Genomic DNA, 14,980 nt, shown 5'->3' with positions numbered 1-14,980 from the left:
CGCTTAGGCGGTGACTGATGTCACGGTTAAGTTCTGTAGCAATCACTACATGGAGGAGCTCGCCGTGCCGCACACCCCGCCCTGGGAGCCGGAGCCGGGCCTGCTCGCGTCGCTGACCGGAGTCGGGCCCGGCCCGAGCGCCCGCGACAAGCGGCTCGCGCTGCGCGCCGCGCTGGCGGCGGCCGTCCCCGGCGCGGCAGGCGAGCCGCTGGTGCTGCCCGGCGTGACCGACGCGCTCGGCGCCCGGCTCACCGAGGAGGCGGGCTTCGCCGCCGCGTACGCGACCGGCGCAGGGCTGGCCAACGCCGGCTACGGGCTGCCCGACATCGGGCTGATCTCCCAGGCGGAGGTCGCCGCCCACGCCGGGCGGCTCACCGAGGCGACCCGCGTCCCGCTGATCTGCGACGCCGACACCGGCTACGGCGGGCCGCTCGCCGCGATGCGCACCGTCCGGCTGCTGGAGCGCGCCGGGGTCGCGGGCCTCCAACTCGAGGACCAGGAGTCCCCGAAACGGTGCGGGCATTTCGACTCGCACGCGCTGATCCCGTCCGGGCACATGCAGACCAAGATCGCGGCGGCCCGCACGGCGCGGACGGACGACGCGCTGGTGATCATCGCGCGCACCGACGCCCGCTCCGTGTACGGCATCGACGAGGCGATCGAGCGGGGCCGCGCCTACGCCGAGGCGGGCGCCGACGTTGTGTTCGTCGAGGCGCCCCGGACGGTCGACGAGCTGGCCCGCGTCGGGCGCGAGCTGGCCGGCGTCCCGCTGGTCGTCAACGTCGTCGAGGGCGGCAAGACCCCGCAGCTCACGGTCGCGGAGTACGCGGAACTCGGGTTCGCGGTCGTGCTGTTCGCCAACTACCTGATGCGCTCGATGCACTTCGCCGGACGCGAGGCGCTGGCGCACCTGCGCGAGCACGGCGAGACCGCGTCCCGGACCGGGCGGATGGCCGGCTGGGCGCAGCGCCAGGAGCTGTTCAACCTGCCGCGCTTCACCGCCGCGGAAAGCGCACTGGACCGCGAGTACGGGAAGCTCGGGTGAACGGCGGCACCGGCGCCACCGGCCTGCCGGTCGAGACCGAGCCGCCCGAGCGCGTCGGCGTCCTGGTGCTGGGCGCGGGGCTCGCGGGATGCGCCGCGCTGCTGGCCGCCGCCGAAGCGGGACGGTACGCACTCCTGCTGGAGAAGACCGGCGCGATCGGCGGCTCCACCGTGAAGTCCGCCGGGCTCTCCGCCTTCGCCGGGACGGACGAGCAGGCCGAGCAGGGCATCGCCGACTCCGTCGACCTGCTCCGCAAGGATCTGCTCGACGTCGGCAAACACCGCAACGATCCGGCGCTCGTAGACCTGTACTGCGAGCATCAGCTGGAGACGTACCGCTGGCTGAAGGGGCACGGCGTCCGGTACGGCGAGATCCACGCGGCGTCGGGCCAGTCGGCGCCGCGCAGCCATCCCGCCGACACCACCCGCATGCTGGAACTGCTGCTCAAGGCGGCCGGTGCGCGGGGCGCCCGGATCATGTTCGACGCGGCCGGGGACCGGCTGCTGCACGACGGCTCGCGGGTCACCGGCGTCCGGCTGGCGGACGGGCGCGAGGTCCGCGCGGACGCGGTCGTCCTCGCCACCGGCGGGTTCTCCATGAACCCGGAACTGCTCGCCACGTTCGCGCCGCAAATGGAGCACGCGCTGCGCCAGGGCGGTGCGGGCAACCAGGGCGACGGCCTGAAGATGGCCATGGCGCTGGGCGCCGGGCTGCGCGACACCCCTTACATCAAAGGCACCTACGGCCATTATCACGTCGAGCACCCGGACGAGGACGGCACCGGAATCCTCGCCGTCTACAAGGGCGCCATCGCGGTCAACCGCGAAGGGCGCCGGTTCGTGGACGAATCGAAGAACTACAAGGAGATCGGGGACGCCGCGCTCGCCCAGCCGGGCGTGACCACCTGGCAGGTCTTCGACTCCCGGACGATGGCGCAGGCCAACGACGAGGTCCCGATCTACGAGTTCGCCGGACGCGAGCGCGCCGGAATGCTCGCCAAGGCCGGCACTATCGCGGAACTCGAAGCCGAGATCGGCCTTCCCGAAGGGTCCTTGCAGCGCACCGTCGAGGAATACAACGAGGCGATTCTGCAGGGCCGCCCAGATCCATTCGGGCGAGCCCACCTCTCCGGCGGAGTCGGGAAGCCGGCGCCGATCGACCGCCCACCCTATTACGCGCACCCGTCGGGCACGGTCGTGCTCGCCACGTACTGCGGGCTCACGGTCGACACGCGAATGCGCGTCCTCGACTGGTGGGGCGCGCCGATCGGACGCCTCTACGCGGCCGGGGAGATCACCGGCGGGTTCCACGGCGCGGGCTACATGACCGGCACGTCCATCGGAAAGTCGGGCGTCTTCGGACGCCTCGCAGGCATCCGCGCCGCTACCGAGGAAAGCGAGCTCGAATGGTGAGGCCGGCGGAGCTGTTCGACCTGTCCGGGCAGGTGGCGCTGGTGGTGGGCGCGGCGTCCGGCGGTCTCGGGGAGCGCGCGGCGCGGGCCCTCGCGGACGCGGGCGCACGGGTCGCCGCCGCCGACCTGGCGTCGCGCGCCGCCGACCTCGCCGCCACCGCGAGCGCCTGCGGGGCGAGCCCGCACGAGGTCGACGTCACCGACGAGGCGTCCGTCACGGCTCTATTCGAGGCGGCCGTCGCCGAGCACGGACGGCTCGACATCATCGTCAACGCTGCGGGCGTCATGCTGCGCAAACCTTACGACGAGACGACGGTGGAGGAGTTCGAGCGCGTCGTCCGCGTCAACCTCACCGGCACCTGGCTGGTCGGGCGCGAAGCGGGCAAGGCCCTCACCCGGCAGGGACAGGGCGGGCGCATCGTCAACCTCACCACCGTCTACGCCGAACGCGTCGGGCCCGTGCCGGAGTCGGCGTACTACGCGTCCAAGGCCGGGGTCGTGAACGTGACGCGGGCGCTCGCCGCCGAACTCGGCCCGCACGGCGTCACCGTCAACTGCCTGGCCCCAGGCGTCTTCTACCCCACGCAGATGACCGCCGCGCTCGGCGACCGGCCCGACCGGCTGAAGTGGTTCGGCGACCGCACCATGCTCGGCCGCCTCGGCGACCCCGACACCGACTTCGCCGGCCCCCTGCTGCTGCTCGCGAGCCCCGCCGCCGCGTACATGACCGGGCAGGTCGTGTACGTGGACGGCGGCTGGTCCGCCTGGTAACCCCTTCCGATCGAGGAGACTGTGATGACCGCCGCCAAGAAGGCCCTGCTCATGCTCGACTACCAGGTCGCGCTATGCGAGGAGGGTCCGCACCTGCGGATGCCGCCGCTCGCCGCGCAGATCGCCGAACGCGGCGTCCTGGCGACGGCGGAGCGGGTGCTGACCGCCGCCCGCGCGGCCGGGACGCTCGTCGTGCACGTGCGGCTCGCGTTCGACCCGTCCTACAAGCTGCGCACCAACCGGCTGCCGCGCTTCGACCCCTACGAGGAGCAGCGCGCGATGCTCGCCGATTCGCCGGAGGCGCAGATCGTGAAGACGCTCGCTCCGGAGGCGGGCGAGCCCGTCATCGACAAGGGCTGCGTCGACCCGTTCGTCGGGACGCCGCTGCGCGACCTGCTGGCCGCCGAAGGGATCACGGAGGTCGTCCTCGGCGGCGTCGCGACGAACCTGGTGGTCGAGTCGGCGGCGCGGCACGCGTCCGACTCCGGCCTCCAGGTGACGGTGGTCGAGGACATGTGCGCTTCGTTCCGCCCGGACTTCCACGAGTTCTCCGTGACGAACATGCTGCCGCTCTTCGGTTCCGTTATCGGCTCCGCCGAGCTCGGGTTCTGAGGGAGGCGGTCGTGCAGTCCCACACCTATGACGTCGTCGTGGTCGGCGGGGGAGTCGCGGGCCTGTCCGCCGCCGTCGCGGCGGCGGAGAACGGCGCCCGCGTCGCGGTCCTGGAGCGCTCCCCGGAGGCCGAGACCGGCGGCAACACCCGCTACACCGAGGCGTTCCTGCGCATGAAGTCGCTGGACGAGGTCGCGGACGGCTTCGAGGACGCCCTCGTCGACGACTTCATGGGCCACCCCGACCCGTCCATCGTCAACGACGCCGCGCTCCCGCCGCGACGGCAGAGCGCCCTCTACCGCGCCACCCACACCGTCGACCCCGACTACGTCGCGACGCTGGCCGAGAAGGCGCCGCCGACGCTGCGCTGGATGTCCGCGCACGGCGTGCGGTTCGACTTCATGCCGACCCCGTTCCTCACCCGGTCGACCACCCGGATGGCGCCGGTCGGCGGCGGGCTCGCCATCGTGGAGACGATGGGCAAGGCCGCCCGCGGGCTCGGGGCCGAGTTCCGTTTCGAGACCACGGCCCGGCGGCTCATCCCGTCCGGGCAGGGCGCCGGCGGCGTGTTCGCGCACACTCCCACCGGCCCGGCGGAGTTCAAGGGCGCGGTCGTCCTGGCCAGCGGCGGCTACCAGGGGAACTTCGAGCTGATGGCCCGCTACCACGGCGACCGGGCGCTGACCTGCCGCCCCGTCGCCAGGGGCGGCAACTACAACAAGGGCGAAGGGCTGGAGATGGCGCTCGCGCTCGGCGCCGCCACCGCCGGGAACTTCGCGCTCTTCCACGCCGAACCGGTCGACCCGCGCAGCGGCGAGCCCGAAGCCGCGATCTTCTGCTTCCCCTACGGCGTGCTGGTCAACGCGGAGGGACGGCGGTTCGTGGACGAGGCGCGCGGCACCGTCGACGCCTGGTACGAGCGCACGACCCGCTCCATCCAGGACCAGCCCGGCGGGATCGCCTGGGTGATCCTCGACCAGCGGGGCCTGGCGGTGCCGAACCTGATGGCCGGGGTGCGCACCGACGTCGCGCCGGTCACCGCCGGCACCATCGGCGATCTGGCGCGGCGGCTGGAGCTTCCCGCCGCGACCCTGGAGTCGACCATCTCGGCGTACAACGCGGCCTGCCCGCCCCCGGACGGTTTCGACCACACCCGTCCCGACGGGCTCTCGACCAGCGGGCTCGTCCCCGCGAAGTCGAACTGGAGCCGTCCCATCGCGGACGGGCCGTTCGCGGCCTACCCGATCATGGCGGCGAACGTCTTCAGCTTCGGCGGGCTCAAGACCACCGCTTCCGCCGAGGTCGTGGACCGCGACGGCCGTCCCATGCCCGGCCTGTACGCGGCCGGGGAGCTGACCGGGCTGTACTACTCGAACTACACCGGCTCCACCTCGGTCCTGCGCGGCGCGACGTTCGGGCGCATCGCGGGCGAGAACGCCGCCGCGGGGGCATGAGCATGCGGATCTGGCACCAGTCGTTCACGGTCCTGGACGACGTCCCGCACTACCGCGACGCCCTGGCCCGGCATCTGCGCTCGCAGGCGCGGCCCGGCACCGAGATCGACCTCCACGGGATGAGGCCGGGCACGTACCCGTCCGACTATCCGGGGACGCACATCGGCTACGCCTACCTCGCCGGGCTCCACGAGGAGCAGTTCGTGCACGCGGCGCTCCAGGCCGAGGACGAGGGATACGACGCCTTCCTGATCGCGACCATCCCCGACACCGCGTACGAGAAGGTCCGGACGCTCATCGACATCCCGGTCATCGCGTTCGGCCAGACGTCGGTCCTGATGGCCGCCCAGCTCGGCGACCGCGTCGGGATCGTCAACTTCATCGGCGCCCTCGAACCGCAACTGCGCCGGAACATGCGCGGCTACCGGCTGGATCCGCTCGTCGGCCCCATCGTCCAGGTGGACGCGGAGTTCGCCGACGTGATGGCCGCCTACGCCGACCCAGGGCCGCTCCTCGACGCCTTCACCCGTGCCGCGCGGAAGGCGATCGAGGCGGGCGCGAACGTCATCGTCCCCGGCGAGGGGCCGCTCAACGTGTTCCTCGCCGACCAGGGGATCTCCCGGGTCGACGACGTCCCGGTGCTGGACTCCCTCGGCACCTGCGTCCGCGTCGCGGAACTCCGCGCCGAGCAGTTCCGCGCCACCGGCCTGGCCCCGGCGCGCACGGGCTTCTACGGCGCGCGCCCGCCCCGTCCCCTGGTCGACGCCGCCCGCAACTTCTACGGGACGTCGAGGACCCTGGGATGACCGCCTGGGACGCCGAAGTGGACGTCGCCGTCGTCGGCGGCGGGGCCTGCGGCGTGATGACCGCCCTTCGCGCGGCGCGCGACCCCTCCCTGACCGTCGCCGTCTTCGAGAAGTCCACCCGCGAGGGATGCAACGCCGCCATCTCCTCGGGTTCTCTCGCAGCCGGAGGCACCCGCTGGCAGGCCGCCGCCGGAATCGAGGACTCGCCGGAACGGCACGCCGAGGACATCCTGCGCGCCAGCGGCGACGAGGAATGGCGTCCGGTAGTGGAGGCACTCTGCACGGCGGCCCCGGAAATGGTGCACTGGATCGCCGACACCGGTTATCCCATCGAGCTCGGCACCGACATGCCCAGGGCCGGAATGACGGCCCGCCGCCTGCACACCGACACCGGACGCCAGGGCGGCGCCCGCCTCATGCGCCACCTGCGCGCCCTCCTCGAAAGGCGCGACAACATCGCCTTCGTGGACGAGGCCCCCGTAACCGACCTCCTAGGCGACGTCACCGGAATCGTCGTCTCCCAGAACGGCTCCGTCCAGCGAATCCGGGCCGGCGCCGTCGTGCTCGCCGCCGACGGTTTCGCGGGAAACCACGCACTGCTCAAGGAACACCTGCCCCACCTCGGCACGCCCTTCTATGGCGGAGTCTCCACCTCCACCGGCGACGCGCTCGGCTGGGCACTGCGCCTGGGCGCCCAGCCGCGGAACATGGGAGCCGCCCTGCGCTCCGGCCTGGTCGTCGTCGACCACGGCACCCGCGTGTCCCCGGCGCTGCCGTTCAACGGAGCCGTCCTGGTCAACCTGCACGGCGAGCGCTTCGTCGACGAGGAGTCGAAGGGCTACTCGTCCATGGCGGGCGTCCTGCGGCACCAGCCGGGCGAACGAGCCGCGATGATCTGGGACGCCACCGCCATGGCCGCCACCCGCGAGTCGGAGATGATGCGCGAATGCCTCGCCGCGGGCGCCATCCACGACCGGCCCACCATCGAGGCCCTGGCCGCGTCCCTGCACCGCACACCGCAGCAAACCGAAAAGGCCCTCACGCCCCTCCCAGGCCGCCGGCACCTCACCGCGCCGTACCACCTGGCCTGGGTCACCCACGGCCTGCTCGCCACCCAGGGCGGGCTCGTGATCGACCCGTCCGGCCGCGTCCTGACCGCCACGGGCGACCCCATCCCCGGCCTGTACGCGGGCGGCGGCACCGCCTGCGGCCTGGCGGGCGCTCACTCCGACGGCTACCTGTCCGGCAACGGTCTGCTCTCGGCCTTCGGAATGGGCTGGCTCGTAGGCAACGACCTCGCCACCGGACACGGCCGGCGCCGCGCGCCGTAGCCGAGGGAGGCGCCCGCGCAGGCGGCGGAGATGCAGCCGATCGCCGCCCAGCCGGACCACGTGAGGTGCTCGCCGAGCAGGACGAGCCCGGCGACCGCGCCCGCGGCGGGTTCGAGGCTCACCAGCACGGCGACCACGCCGGCGGGCAGGCGGCGCAGCGCCGCCATGTCGAGCGACCACGGAACGACCGCGGACAGGACCGCGACGCCCAGCCCGGCCGCGAGCAGGCCGGGCCGCGCCGGTTCGCGACCGGCGAGCGGCGCCAGCGGGAGGGTAAGCAGGGCCGCGAAGGCGACCGCCCAGGCCAACGGCGCGCCGTCCGCCGCCCGCGCGCCGGCGCTCTTGTTGAGGACGAGATAGGCCGCCATGCAGGCGCCCGATCCGAGGGCGAACGCGGCTCCGGTGAGGGAGAGCGGGCCGCCCGCCGGGCCGTGCAGGAGCAGCACGCCCGCGCCCGCGACCGCGGCCTGCAGCAGGTCACGCCTCCGGCGCGCGCGGAGCAGCGCCAGCGTCAGCGGGCCGAGGTACTGGAACGCCGACGCGACCCCGACCGGCAGCCGCTCCATCGCCGGGAAGATGAGATGCATTCCGGCGATGGCCTGCCGAGCGCGGCGACCAGGCCGAACGACTCCCGGCGCGGCGGCCGGGGCCGCCAGAGCAGCAGAAGGATCAGCGCGGCGAACCCCAGCCGGAGCGCCACCACACCGGCCGGTCCGACGGACGCGAACAGCCCCTTCCCGCAGGCCATCCCGGCCTGTATCGAGACCACGCTGCCAAGGACCAGCGCCGGGCCCGGGACGCGGGATCGCCCGCTCCGCCCGCCGCCGGGGCGCGCGGCCGGCTGCATCGTCGCGGTCATGCGGCCAGTCTGCGATCACCCGATCGTTCGGGTCCATCGAAAGATTCCGAACGGAACCATGTTGAATGGCCGTATGGTCGATCCCCGTCTCCAGACGCTCCGGGTCCTGGCCGAGCGCGGCACGGTCACGGCCGCCGAGGCGCTGCACCTCACCCCTTCGACCGTGTCGCAGCAGCTCCGCCAGCTCGCCCGCGACCTCGGCGTGGACTTGCTGCAGGCACAGGGGCGGCGGGTGCGGCTGACACCTGCGGCGCGGACGGTCCTGCGCCACGCCGACGTCCTGCACGCCCAGTGGGAACAGGCCCGCGCCGATCTGGCCGAGCACCGGGAGGGCACGTCCGGGCAGGTCCGGTTCTGCAGCGTGTCCAGCGCGCTGGCGGCGCTCGTCGCGCCCGCCGCCGCGACACTCCGGCGGGAGCATCCGCGCCTCACCGTCCACATGAGCGAGAGGGAGAGCGACGACGCCGCCCACCTCCTGCTGGCCCGGCGCGCCGACATCGCGGTCTTCATCCCGAGCGCGCACACGCCCGCGCCCGGTGACACCCGCTTCGGCCAGTGGCCCCTGCTGGCCGAGCCGCAGGACCTGCTCGTCCCGGCCGGGCACCACCTCGCCGCCGGCACGGCACGGCTCGCCGACGCCGCGGAGGAGCCCTGGATCGGCTCACCGGACCGCTCCGACCAGCACCGGCTGATGCTCGCCTCGTGCTCGGCCGCCGGGTTCGCGCCGCGGATCGTCCACGAGGCCTACGAGTGGTTCGCGGTCTCCGCTCTCGTCGCGCACGGGTTCGGGGTCGGCCTGGTGCCGCGGCTCGCGCCGCTGCCACCGGACGACGGGACCGTCCGCGTGCCGCTGCGGGGCGAGGTGGTGCCGGTGCGCCGCATCGTCACCTGCGTCCGCCGGGGCAGCGAACGCCAGCCACCGATCGCCCACGGCCTCGCGGCCCTCCAGGACGCCGCGCGAACCATCGAGGGCGGTGAGCGGGCGGGAAAGTGATCGGGGGGTCCGGCGGAGTACGGGGTGACCATCGTCCCGACCCCCCGGAGGATCCATGAGCCAGGAGGGGCGTTCGACGCGGCGCAGGGCGCCGTGCGGCCCTGGCTGTTCGGCATCGCCACCAAGCTGGTCGCGCAGCACCGGCGCGCCGAGGCCCGGCGCTACCGGGCACTGGCCCGGGTGGCCGCGGAACCCGCGGCGGGCAGCCACGAGGACCGGGTCGTGAGCTGGGTGACCGCCGAGGGGATGCAGCCCCGGATCGGCCGGGCGCTGGCCGCGCTGTCCCCGCAGGAACGAGACGTCGTGCTGCTCGTGGCGCTCAGCGGGTTCACCCACGAGGAGATCGCCCAGGCGCTGGACGTCTCGTACGGCACGGTGGGTTCCCGGCTCAGCCGCGCCCGCAAGAAGCTCCGCACCACGCTCAGGCAGGAAGGACTCGACCATGGATGAGCTGCAGATGATCGGCGCGGCGCTGGCGGAGGAGCCGTCCGAGAGGAGCGCCGCCGCGGGCCGCGACCGGCTGGTGCGCGAGATCCACCGTCCCGCCCGGCGCGTCCGCCGCCTGACCTGGCCGCTCACCGGCCTCGGCGCGGTGGTCGCGGTTGTCGCGGCGGTCGCCGTCCTCCCCGGCGGGACGGCGCCGCAAGGGCCGGCCGGCCCGGCGCCGACGGCCAGGACCGTCCTGCTGTCCGTCGCGTCCAAGGCCGAGCGGGCCCCGGCCGCCAAGGGCCGGTACTGGTCGGTGGTGCGCCAGGAACGCATGCTGGTGACCGCCGGCGGCCACGCGTTCGACACCTTCAAGCAGATCGGGCTCTGGGACGCGGGACCGGGCCGCGAGGCGTGGATCGCCCACCGCGACCTCGGCCGCCGGGACCTCGGCCCCGCCCCGGCCGGAGGCCCCGTGGTCGTGGGCCCGCGCGGCGCCCCCGCGCGCGGCGACGCCGGCCCGACCGAATGGACGCGGACCAGGGTGAAGGGCGGGGAGGCGTACCGCCTGGCGGACTGGGAGGGGATCACCGCGCCGGACGTCCGCCGCCTGCCGGCCGAGCCCGCGGCGCTGAAGCGCTTCCTCGACGACGCCCTCGAGCGCACCACGAAGGCGAACGGGCCTGGCTTCCGGATCGAGCCCGGCGAGTGGCTCTTCGGCAACATCCAGAAGATCGGGACGGCGCCGGTGCCGCCCCGGGTGCTGGGCGCGGCGTACCGGATGCTCGCCGCCGACCCCGGCCTGCGCGTCATCGGCCCCGTCACCGACCCGCTGGGCCGGCGCGGAACGGCGATCGCCCGCCCCACCCCCGGCGCGGACACCGAGGAGCGGCTGGTCATCGACGCCTCGTCCGGGCGGCTGCTCGCCCTCGAAACCGTCCTGATCAAGCCGGGCCCGGACTGGAAGGGTTTCAAGGCCGGCGACCGGGTCTCCTACGACGCCGTCGTCTCCTACGGCTGGACCGACACCGTCCCGGAGTACCGCCCCGCCGAGACCGGCTGACCACGCGACCGGCGACCGCCCCGCAGACCGTCCGGCCTGCGGGGCTCGGTCAGGACGACGGGTGAGCCGGTCGGGCCTCCCGCAGGAGCGCCTGCAGATCGGCGACGGGCTGGACTCCGGGGACCGGCGGGCGGCCACCGATCACGAGGCTGGGCACGCCGGTGACACCGTGCTCCACCGCGCGGCGCCGGTCGGCGCGCACCTCATCGGCGTAGTCGTCGCCGTCCAGGACAGCGCGGATCTCTCCGGTGTCCAGCCCGGCCTCGCCACCCAGGCGCCGCAGGACCTGCGCGTCGGCCACATCGCAGCCCTCGGTGTGGTAGGCGCGCAGCAGCGACTCCATCATCTGGTCGGCCCGGCCGTGGTCGGCGGCGAGCTTGACCAGCCGGTGCGCGTCGAAGGTGTTCACCGGACGGGCCAGATGCAGGTTCAACTCCAGGCCCTCGGCCGCGCCAAGCGACCGGATCCGGGCGATGCGAGCAGGCGCCTGCTCACCCCACCAGCCGGCCATGGCCTCCGCGGCGGTCGGGCCGGGGGTCCGGCCTTCGTCCGGCGCGAGTTCGTAGGCACGCCAGACGATGTCGATGTCGGTGCCGCTGGGCTGCCGGGCCAACGCGGCCGTCAGGCGCCTCTTGCCGATGTAGCACCAGGGGCACAGTACGTCGGCGTAAATCTCGAGCTTCATGAACGTCCCGCGCAGAGAGGAGGTAACAAGCCGCCATCGTGCAACCTCAATCACAGTTGAGGTCAACCGTGGCGGCGGCCGATGAAGCCGCGGTCCCGATACTTTGGCGGCATGGAGCAGGGGACCGTGCTGGCGGGCCGCTACCGGTTGGACCGGCGGCTGGGCGGTGGCGGGATGGGTGAGGTGTGGGAGGGGAACGACCAGGTTCTGCGGCGCCGGGTGGCGGTCAAACTGGTCCGTGCCGATCTGCGCGATCACCCTCAGGTGGCCGAGCAGGTGATGGCCCGGTTCCGGCGGGAGGGTGAGGCCGCGGCCAGGCTCAACCATCGCAACATCGCCACGGTCCATGACTTCGGCGAGCATCGCCGCGCCGGTGACGACCAGATAGTCCCGTTCCTGGTCCTGGAATTTCTGGCGGGTGGCGACCTGGGGTCGTTGCTGGCGGATGCTCGCGGGCAGGGCCTGCCGATCGGCCAGGTCCTCGAGTACGCGGTCCAGGCGTGCGAGGGTCTGGCCGCGGTCCACGCCGCCGGTGTGGTGCATCGCGACATCAAGCCCGCCAACCTGATGCTGGTGGCCGACGGGACGCTGAAGATCTGCGACTTCGGGATCGCCCGCATCGACGACGCCACCTGCGGCCTGACCAGAGTTGGGGCGGCCCTCGGCACGCCCGCTTACATGGCCCCCGAACAGCGCCAGGGCCTCACCGTCGACCACCGGGCGGACCTGTACGCCCTCGGCGCGACCCTGTACCGCCTTCTGACCGGCAGTGCGCGCACTTCCGACCCGCCCGGTGCTCACCGGACCGGCGTCCCCCCGGCCCTCGACGCCCTCATCAGCGCTCTACTCGCTGACAGTCCCGAGCACAGACCCGAGTCCGCGGCCGCGGTAGTCGACCGCCTACACGCCATCTCCCGCCACGCGGATCGACCGCACATGCAGGTCCCTGCGCTCAACACGGGCTGGAAACCAGAGTGGCACCTACTCTGGGCCAGCGAACCGCATGCTCCAACGCGCGGTGAGAGCAATTCGGTGCAAGCGATGGCGTTCGCGCCACACCCGGTCGATGGGCGGCTGCTACTGGCAACCGGCTCCCACGACAACACGGTGCAACTGTGGGATGCGGCCACCGGAGAACCAGCTGGCCAGGCCGCCGACACCAAGCTGGGACGGTTGTGGGAGGCCACCACAAGAAGATCGACCGGGCGCACTCGGACCGGCCACACCAAGCCGGTGCGAGCGGTGGCATTCGCGCCGAAACCCGTCGATGGAGAGTTGCTGCTGGCGACCGGCTCCGACGACAAAACGGTACGGCTGTGGAACGCGGTCACCAGGAAGCCGGTCGGCGAACCCCTGACCGGCCACACCAGACCCGTACGGGCGGCGGCATTCGCGCCGCAGCCCGTCCCTGGCCCAGGCCTGCTACTGGCGACCGGCTCGGACGACAAAGCGGTACGGCTGTGGAACGCGGCCACGAGGAAGCCGGTCGGCCGGCCTCTGACCGGCCACACCGAGGCCGTGAACTCCGTGGCGTTCGCGCCGCACCCGATCGACGGGCGGACACTTCTGGCCACGGGTTCTCTCGACAAGACCATTCGCCTGTGGGACGCGGCCACAAGGAAGCCAGTCGGCGAACCCCTAACGGGCCACACCAGACCAGTACGGGCCGTGGCGTTCGCGCCCCGGCCGGTGAACGGGCGCCTGCTCCTGGCCTCCGGCTCCGCCGACGGGACGGTGCGGCTATGGGACGCGACCACGGGAGAACCGGTCGGCCACCCCTTGACCGGCCACACCAGGCCGGTGCGGGCGGTGGCGTTCGCGCCGCAGCCGGTCGAAGGTCGGCTGCTGCTGGCGACCGGTTCCGACGACAAAACGGTAAGGCTGTGGGACGCGGCCACCGGGGCACCGCTCGGTCAGACCCACCACACCAGACCAGTGAAGTCACTGGCCTTCGCCCCACAAGCGCCGAATGGACGTCTGCTCCTGGCCACCGGCTTCAGCGACGGGTCGGTGCGAATGTGGGACGGGTGAGCCCAGCCGTCGAAGGATATTGACGATTCTGAACATCCAGAAGCGCGGCGCAGCCGAATTGCTCGGTGAACCCGTAGCAGCGGCGGATGGGGAGGTGTGCGATGCGGGCCAGACGTACCGCAGCCGGATCTTCCGGACCGACACCAAGCGGGTCGTCTACACCTTCACCGCCTTCGTGAAACGGTGCGCCATCGGCGACCTGGCTTTCACCAGAGAACTGAGCTTCGACATAGTCGAACCCGCGGTGCCGGATCCCATTATTTTCGTCGATCTAAAGGCCTTTTCGTTGCCCGCGCGTCCGCCGGAGTCGAACGTCACCTACGAGGCGACCGCTAACGTGGACGCGTGTTTCGGCAACCCGTGCCAGCGCTACGAGCACAAGTTCTTCGGCACGTCGACCGCGCTCTTCCAGAGCGGCAGTTTCGCGCTCATTAGACTGCCCTAGCAGCGTTGCGGTCCGCAGTTTGCGAAGCCACGGGGCCCGGCCGCCGGGTCTCGGCGACATCGTCGAATGACCGGCGGCCGAGTTTCACGTCGTGGATGCGTCGCCCGCCGCGCGGCGGAACCTCGTCGCGAGGCGATCGAACGCCACCGCGAGCTCGTCTCCGTCGATCACCTCGATGTCGGCGTCGAGCTGTGCCATCCACAGTGCGAGCCGGTCCGGGTCGTCGGAACCCAGCTCGACAAGGCACGTGGACTCGTCGGCCACCTCGATGTCGACCGGGATGGGGATCTTCGCGGCGACCTTGGCGGCGGGGGCATGCACGAGTACCCGGGCGCGGTACTTCCAGCCCGCCTTGCTGACGCGTCTGACGACGTAGTCGACGGCATCGTCCGCCGGGATCACACGCGGCTGGAACCGCGCACCGGTCGGTGCGCGCGGAACCATGCGGTCGACACGGAAGACCCGCCAGTCGTCACGGTCGAGATCCCACGCGAGCAGGTACCAGAGCGGCCCCCAGGTCACCAGCCGGTGCGGTTCGGTGTGGCGGGCCTCTTCGCCGCCCCCGGGCTTGGTGTAGCCGAACCGGAGCCGTTCTTGGCCGCGGATCGCGGCGGCGACCGCGCCGAGAACCGAGAGATCGAGCGGCGGCCGAGCCCCTGGAACGACGCTCGTCGCCTCGCGTACCGCCTCGACGCGCCGGCGCAGGCGCGAGGGCAGCACCTGCTCCAGCTTCGCGAGCGCGGTGAGCGACGTCTCTTCGACGCCGAGCCTTTGGGTCGCGACCACGCCCAGCCCGACCGCGACGGCGACGGCCTCGTCGTCGTCGAGCAGCAGCGGGGGCATCGCCGTCCCGGCGGCCAGCCGGTACCCGCCCGCGACGCCGGGGCGCGCGTCCACGGGATAGCCGAGGGAGCGCAGCCTGCCGATGTCGGCGCGCACGGTCCTGGTGCTCACGCCGAGGCGGCCGGCGAGCTCGGAGCTCGTCCAGTCGCGCTTGAGCTGGAGCAAGGACAGCAGTTCCAGCAGGCGGGCCGAGGTCTCCAACAT

Annotated in this window: 16 protein-coding genes; 12 read left to right on the top strand and 4 right to left on the bottom strand. The window is 72.8% G+C overall.

Translation table 11 applies throughout. From position 1 onward, the window contains the following. The first annotated feature begins 49 nt into the window (after positions 1–49). The 7 genes from ACH34S_RS07100 to ACH34S_RS07070 are packed head-to-tail and all read left to right on the top strand — an operon-like array spanning position 50 to position 7,430. On the top strand, positions 50–1,045 hold the full coding sequence (locus tag ACH34S_RS07100; RefSeq protein ID WP_395951611.1) for an oxaloacetate decarboxylase: 996 nt from the start codon (positions 50–52) through the stop codon (positions 1,043–1,045). Beyond that, complete coding sequence (locus ACH34S_RS07095) at positions 1,042–2,457, top strand: FAD-dependent oxidoreductase (protein WP_395951610.1); 1,416 nt, start codon at positions 1,042–1,044, stop codon at positions 2,455–2,457. The genes ACH34S_RS07100 and ACH34S_RS07095 overlap by 4 nt, the downstream gene beginning before the upstream one ends. Beyond that, complete coding sequence (locus ACH34S_RS07090; protein ID WP_395951609.1) at positions 2,451–3,227, top strand: SDR family oxidoreductase; 777 nt, start codon at positions 2,451–2,453, stop codon at positions 3,225–3,227. The genes ACH34S_RS07095 and ACH34S_RS07090 overlap by 7 nt, the downstream gene beginning before the upstream one ends. A 24-nt stretch (positions 3,228–3,251) precedes the next feature. After that, positions 3,252–3,839, top strand: coding sequence for a cysteine hydrolase family protein (locus ACH34S_RS07085; protein WP_395951608.1), 588 nt, complete (start codon positions 3,252–3,254; stop codon positions 3,837–3,839). Positions 3,840–3,850: 11 nt separating this feature from the next. Beyond that, positions 3,851–5,293, top strand: a complete 1,443-nt coding sequence (locus ACH34S_RS07080) for an FAD-dependent oxidoreductase (RefSeq protein WP_395951607.1) — start codon at positions 3,851–3,853, stop codon at positions 5,291–5,293. After that, positions 5,290–6,099 carry an aspartate/glutamate racemase family protein gene (locus ACH34S_RS07075; protein WP_395951606.1) on the top strand — a complete coding sequence of 270 codons (810 nt, stop codon included), beginning with the start codon at positions 5,290–5,292 and terminating at the stop codon, positions 6,097–6,099. Before ACH34S_RS07080 ends, ACH34S_RS07075 begins: the two co-directional genes overlap by 4 nt. Beyond that, entirely contained in the window at positions 6,096–7,430 is a 1,335-nt protein-coding gene (locus ACH34S_RS07070; protein ID WP_395951605.1) for an FAD-dependent oxidoreductase, read from the top strand. Before ACH34S_RS07075 ends, ACH34S_RS07070 begins: the two co-directional genes overlap by 4 nt. Here the strand turns inward: ACH34S_RS07070 and ACH34S_RS07065 are convergent. Next, on the bottom strand, positions 7,334–7,996 hold the full coding sequence (locus ACH34S_RS07065; RefSeq protein ID WP_395951604.1) for an EamA family transporter: 663 nt from the start codon (positions 7,994–7,996) through the stop codon (positions 7,334–7,336). The two genes, ACH34S_RS07070 and ACH34S_RS07065, sit on opposite strands and share 97 nt — an antisense overlap. After that, on the bottom strand, positions 7,942–8,289 hold the full coding sequence (locus ACH34S_RS07060) for a hypothetical protein (RefSeq protein WP_395951603.1): 348 nt from the start codon (positions 8,287–8,289) through the stop codon (positions 7,942–7,944). The genes ACH34S_RS07065 and ACH34S_RS07060 overlap by 55 nt, the downstream gene beginning before the upstream one ends. Positions 8,290–8,362: 73 nt before the next feature. Here ACH34S_RS07060 and ACH34S_RS07055 point away from each other — a divergent pair, with 73 nt between their 5' ends. Genes ACH34S_RS07055 through ACH34S_RS07045 form a run of 3 tightly spaced genes read left to right on the top strand, consistent with a single transcriptional unit; the run spans position 8,363 to position 10,772 of the window. Further along, entirely contained in the window at positions 8,363–9,283 is a 921-nt protein-coding gene (locus ACH34S_RS07055) for a LysR family transcriptional regulator (protein ID WP_395951602.1), read from the top strand. A 24-nt stretch (positions 9,284–9,307) separates the two neighbouring features. Continuing rightward, complete coding sequence (locus ACH34S_RS07050) at positions 9,308–9,733, top strand: RNA polymerase sigma factor (RefSeq protein ID WP_395951601.1); 426 nt, start codon at positions 9,308–9,310, stop codon at positions 9,731–9,733. Further along, the gene (locus ACH34S_RS07045; protein ID WP_395951600.1) at positions 9,726–10,772 is read left to right on the top strand and encodes a CU044_5270 family protein; all 1,047 of its coding nucleotides are present in this window, start codon (positions 9,726–9,728) and stop codon (positions 10,770–10,772) included. The genes ACH34S_RS07050 and ACH34S_RS07045 overlap by 8 nt, the downstream gene beginning before the upstream one ends. Positions 10,773–10,821: 49 nt before the next feature. Here ACH34S_RS07045 and ACH34S_RS07040 read toward each other — a convergent pair whose 3' ends face one another. Next, on the bottom strand, positions 10,822–11,457 hold the full coding sequence (locus ACH34S_RS07040; protein WP_395951599.1) for a DsbA family protein: 636 nt from the start codon (positions 11,455–11,457) through the stop codon (positions 10,822–10,824). A 111-nt stretch (positions 11,458–11,568) separates the two neighbouring features. Here ACH34S_RS07040 and ACH34S_RS07035 point away from each other — a divergent pair, with 111 nt between their 5' ends. Then, complete coding sequence (locus tag ACH34S_RS07035; RefSeq protein ID WP_395951598.1) at positions 11,569–13,488, top strand: WD40 repeat domain-containing serine/threonine protein kinase; 1,920 nt, start codon at positions 11,569–11,571, stop codon at positions 13,486–13,488. Between the two features lie 19 nt (positions 13,489–13,507). After that, the gene (locus ACH34S_RS07030) at positions 13,508–13,933 is read left to right on the top strand and encodes a hypothetical protein (protein WP_395951597.1); all 426 of its coding nucleotides are present in this window, start codon (positions 13,508–13,510) and stop codon (positions 13,931–13,933) included. A gap of 84 nt (positions 13,934–14,017) precedes the next feature. On the opposite strand, the gene ACH34S_RS07025 is transcribed toward ACH34S_RS07030, so the two are convergent. Then, positions 14,018–14,980, bottom strand: coding sequence for a helix-turn-helix transcriptional regulator (locus tag ACH34S_RS07025; protein WP_395951596.1), 963 nt, complete (start codon positions 14,978–14,980; stop codon positions 14,018–14,020).

Origin of the sequence: Actinomadura sp. 3N508, assembly GCF_044326375.1 — a bacterium.
Classification (GTDB): domain Bacteria; phylum Actinomycetota; class Actinomycetes; order Streptosporangiales; family Streptosporangiaceae; genus Spirillospora.
This window is presented reverse-complemented; position numbering and strand designations above follow the sequence as displayed.

Bases quoted from the DNA above. Each gene is read 5' to 3' on its own strand.
- ACH34S_RS07090 (WP_395951609.1), top strand. From the start codon at position 2,451: ATGGTGAGGCCGGCGGAGCTGTTCGACCTGTCCGGGCAGGTGGCGCTG.
- ACH34S_RS07055 (WP_395951602.1), top strand. From the start codon at position 8,363: ATGGTCGATCCCCGTCTCCAGACGCTCCGGGTCCTGGCCGAGCGCGGC.
- ACH34S_RS07040 (WP_395951599.1), bottom strand. From the start codon at position 11,457: ATGAAGCTCGAGATTTACGCCGACGTACTGTGCCCCTGGTGCTACATC.
- ACH34S_RS07075 (WP_395951606.1), top strand. From the start codon at position 5,290: ATGAGCATGCGGATCTGGCACCAGTCGTTCACGGTCCTGGACGACGTC.
- ACH34S_RS07035 (WP_395951598.1), top strand. From the start codon at position 11,569: ATGGAGCAGGGGACCGTGCTGGCGGGCCGCTACCGGTTGGACCGGCGG.
- ACH34S_RS07065 (WP_395951604.1), bottom strand. From the start codon at position 7,996: ATGGAGCGGCTGCCGGTCGGGGTCGCGTCGGCGTTCCAGTACCTCGGC.
- ACH34S_RS07025 (WP_395951596.1), bottom strand. From the start codon at position 14,980: ATGTTGGAGACCTCGGCCCGCCTGCTGGAACTGCTGTCCTTGCTCCAG.
- ACH34S_RS07085 (WP_395951608.1), top strand. From the start codon at position 3,252: ATGACCGCCGCCAAGAAGGCCCTGCTCATGCTCGACTACCAGGTCGCG.
- ACH34S_RS07045 (WP_395951600.1), top strand. From the start codon at position 9,726: ATGGATGAGCTGCAGATGATCGGCGCGGCGCTGGCGGAGGAGCCGTCC.
- ACH34S_RS07100 (WP_395951611.1), top strand. From the start codon at position 50: ATGGAGGAGCTCGCCGTGCCGCACACCCCGCCCTGGGAGCCGGAGCCG.
- ACH34S_RS07060 (WP_395951603.1), bottom strand. From the start codon at position 8,289: ATGACCGCGACGATGCAGCCGGCCGCGCGCCCCGGCGGCGGGCGGAGC.
- ACH34S_RS07070 (WP_395951605.1), top strand. From the start codon at position 6,096: ATGACCGCCTGGGACGCCGAAGTGGACGTCGCCGTCGTCGGCGGCGGG.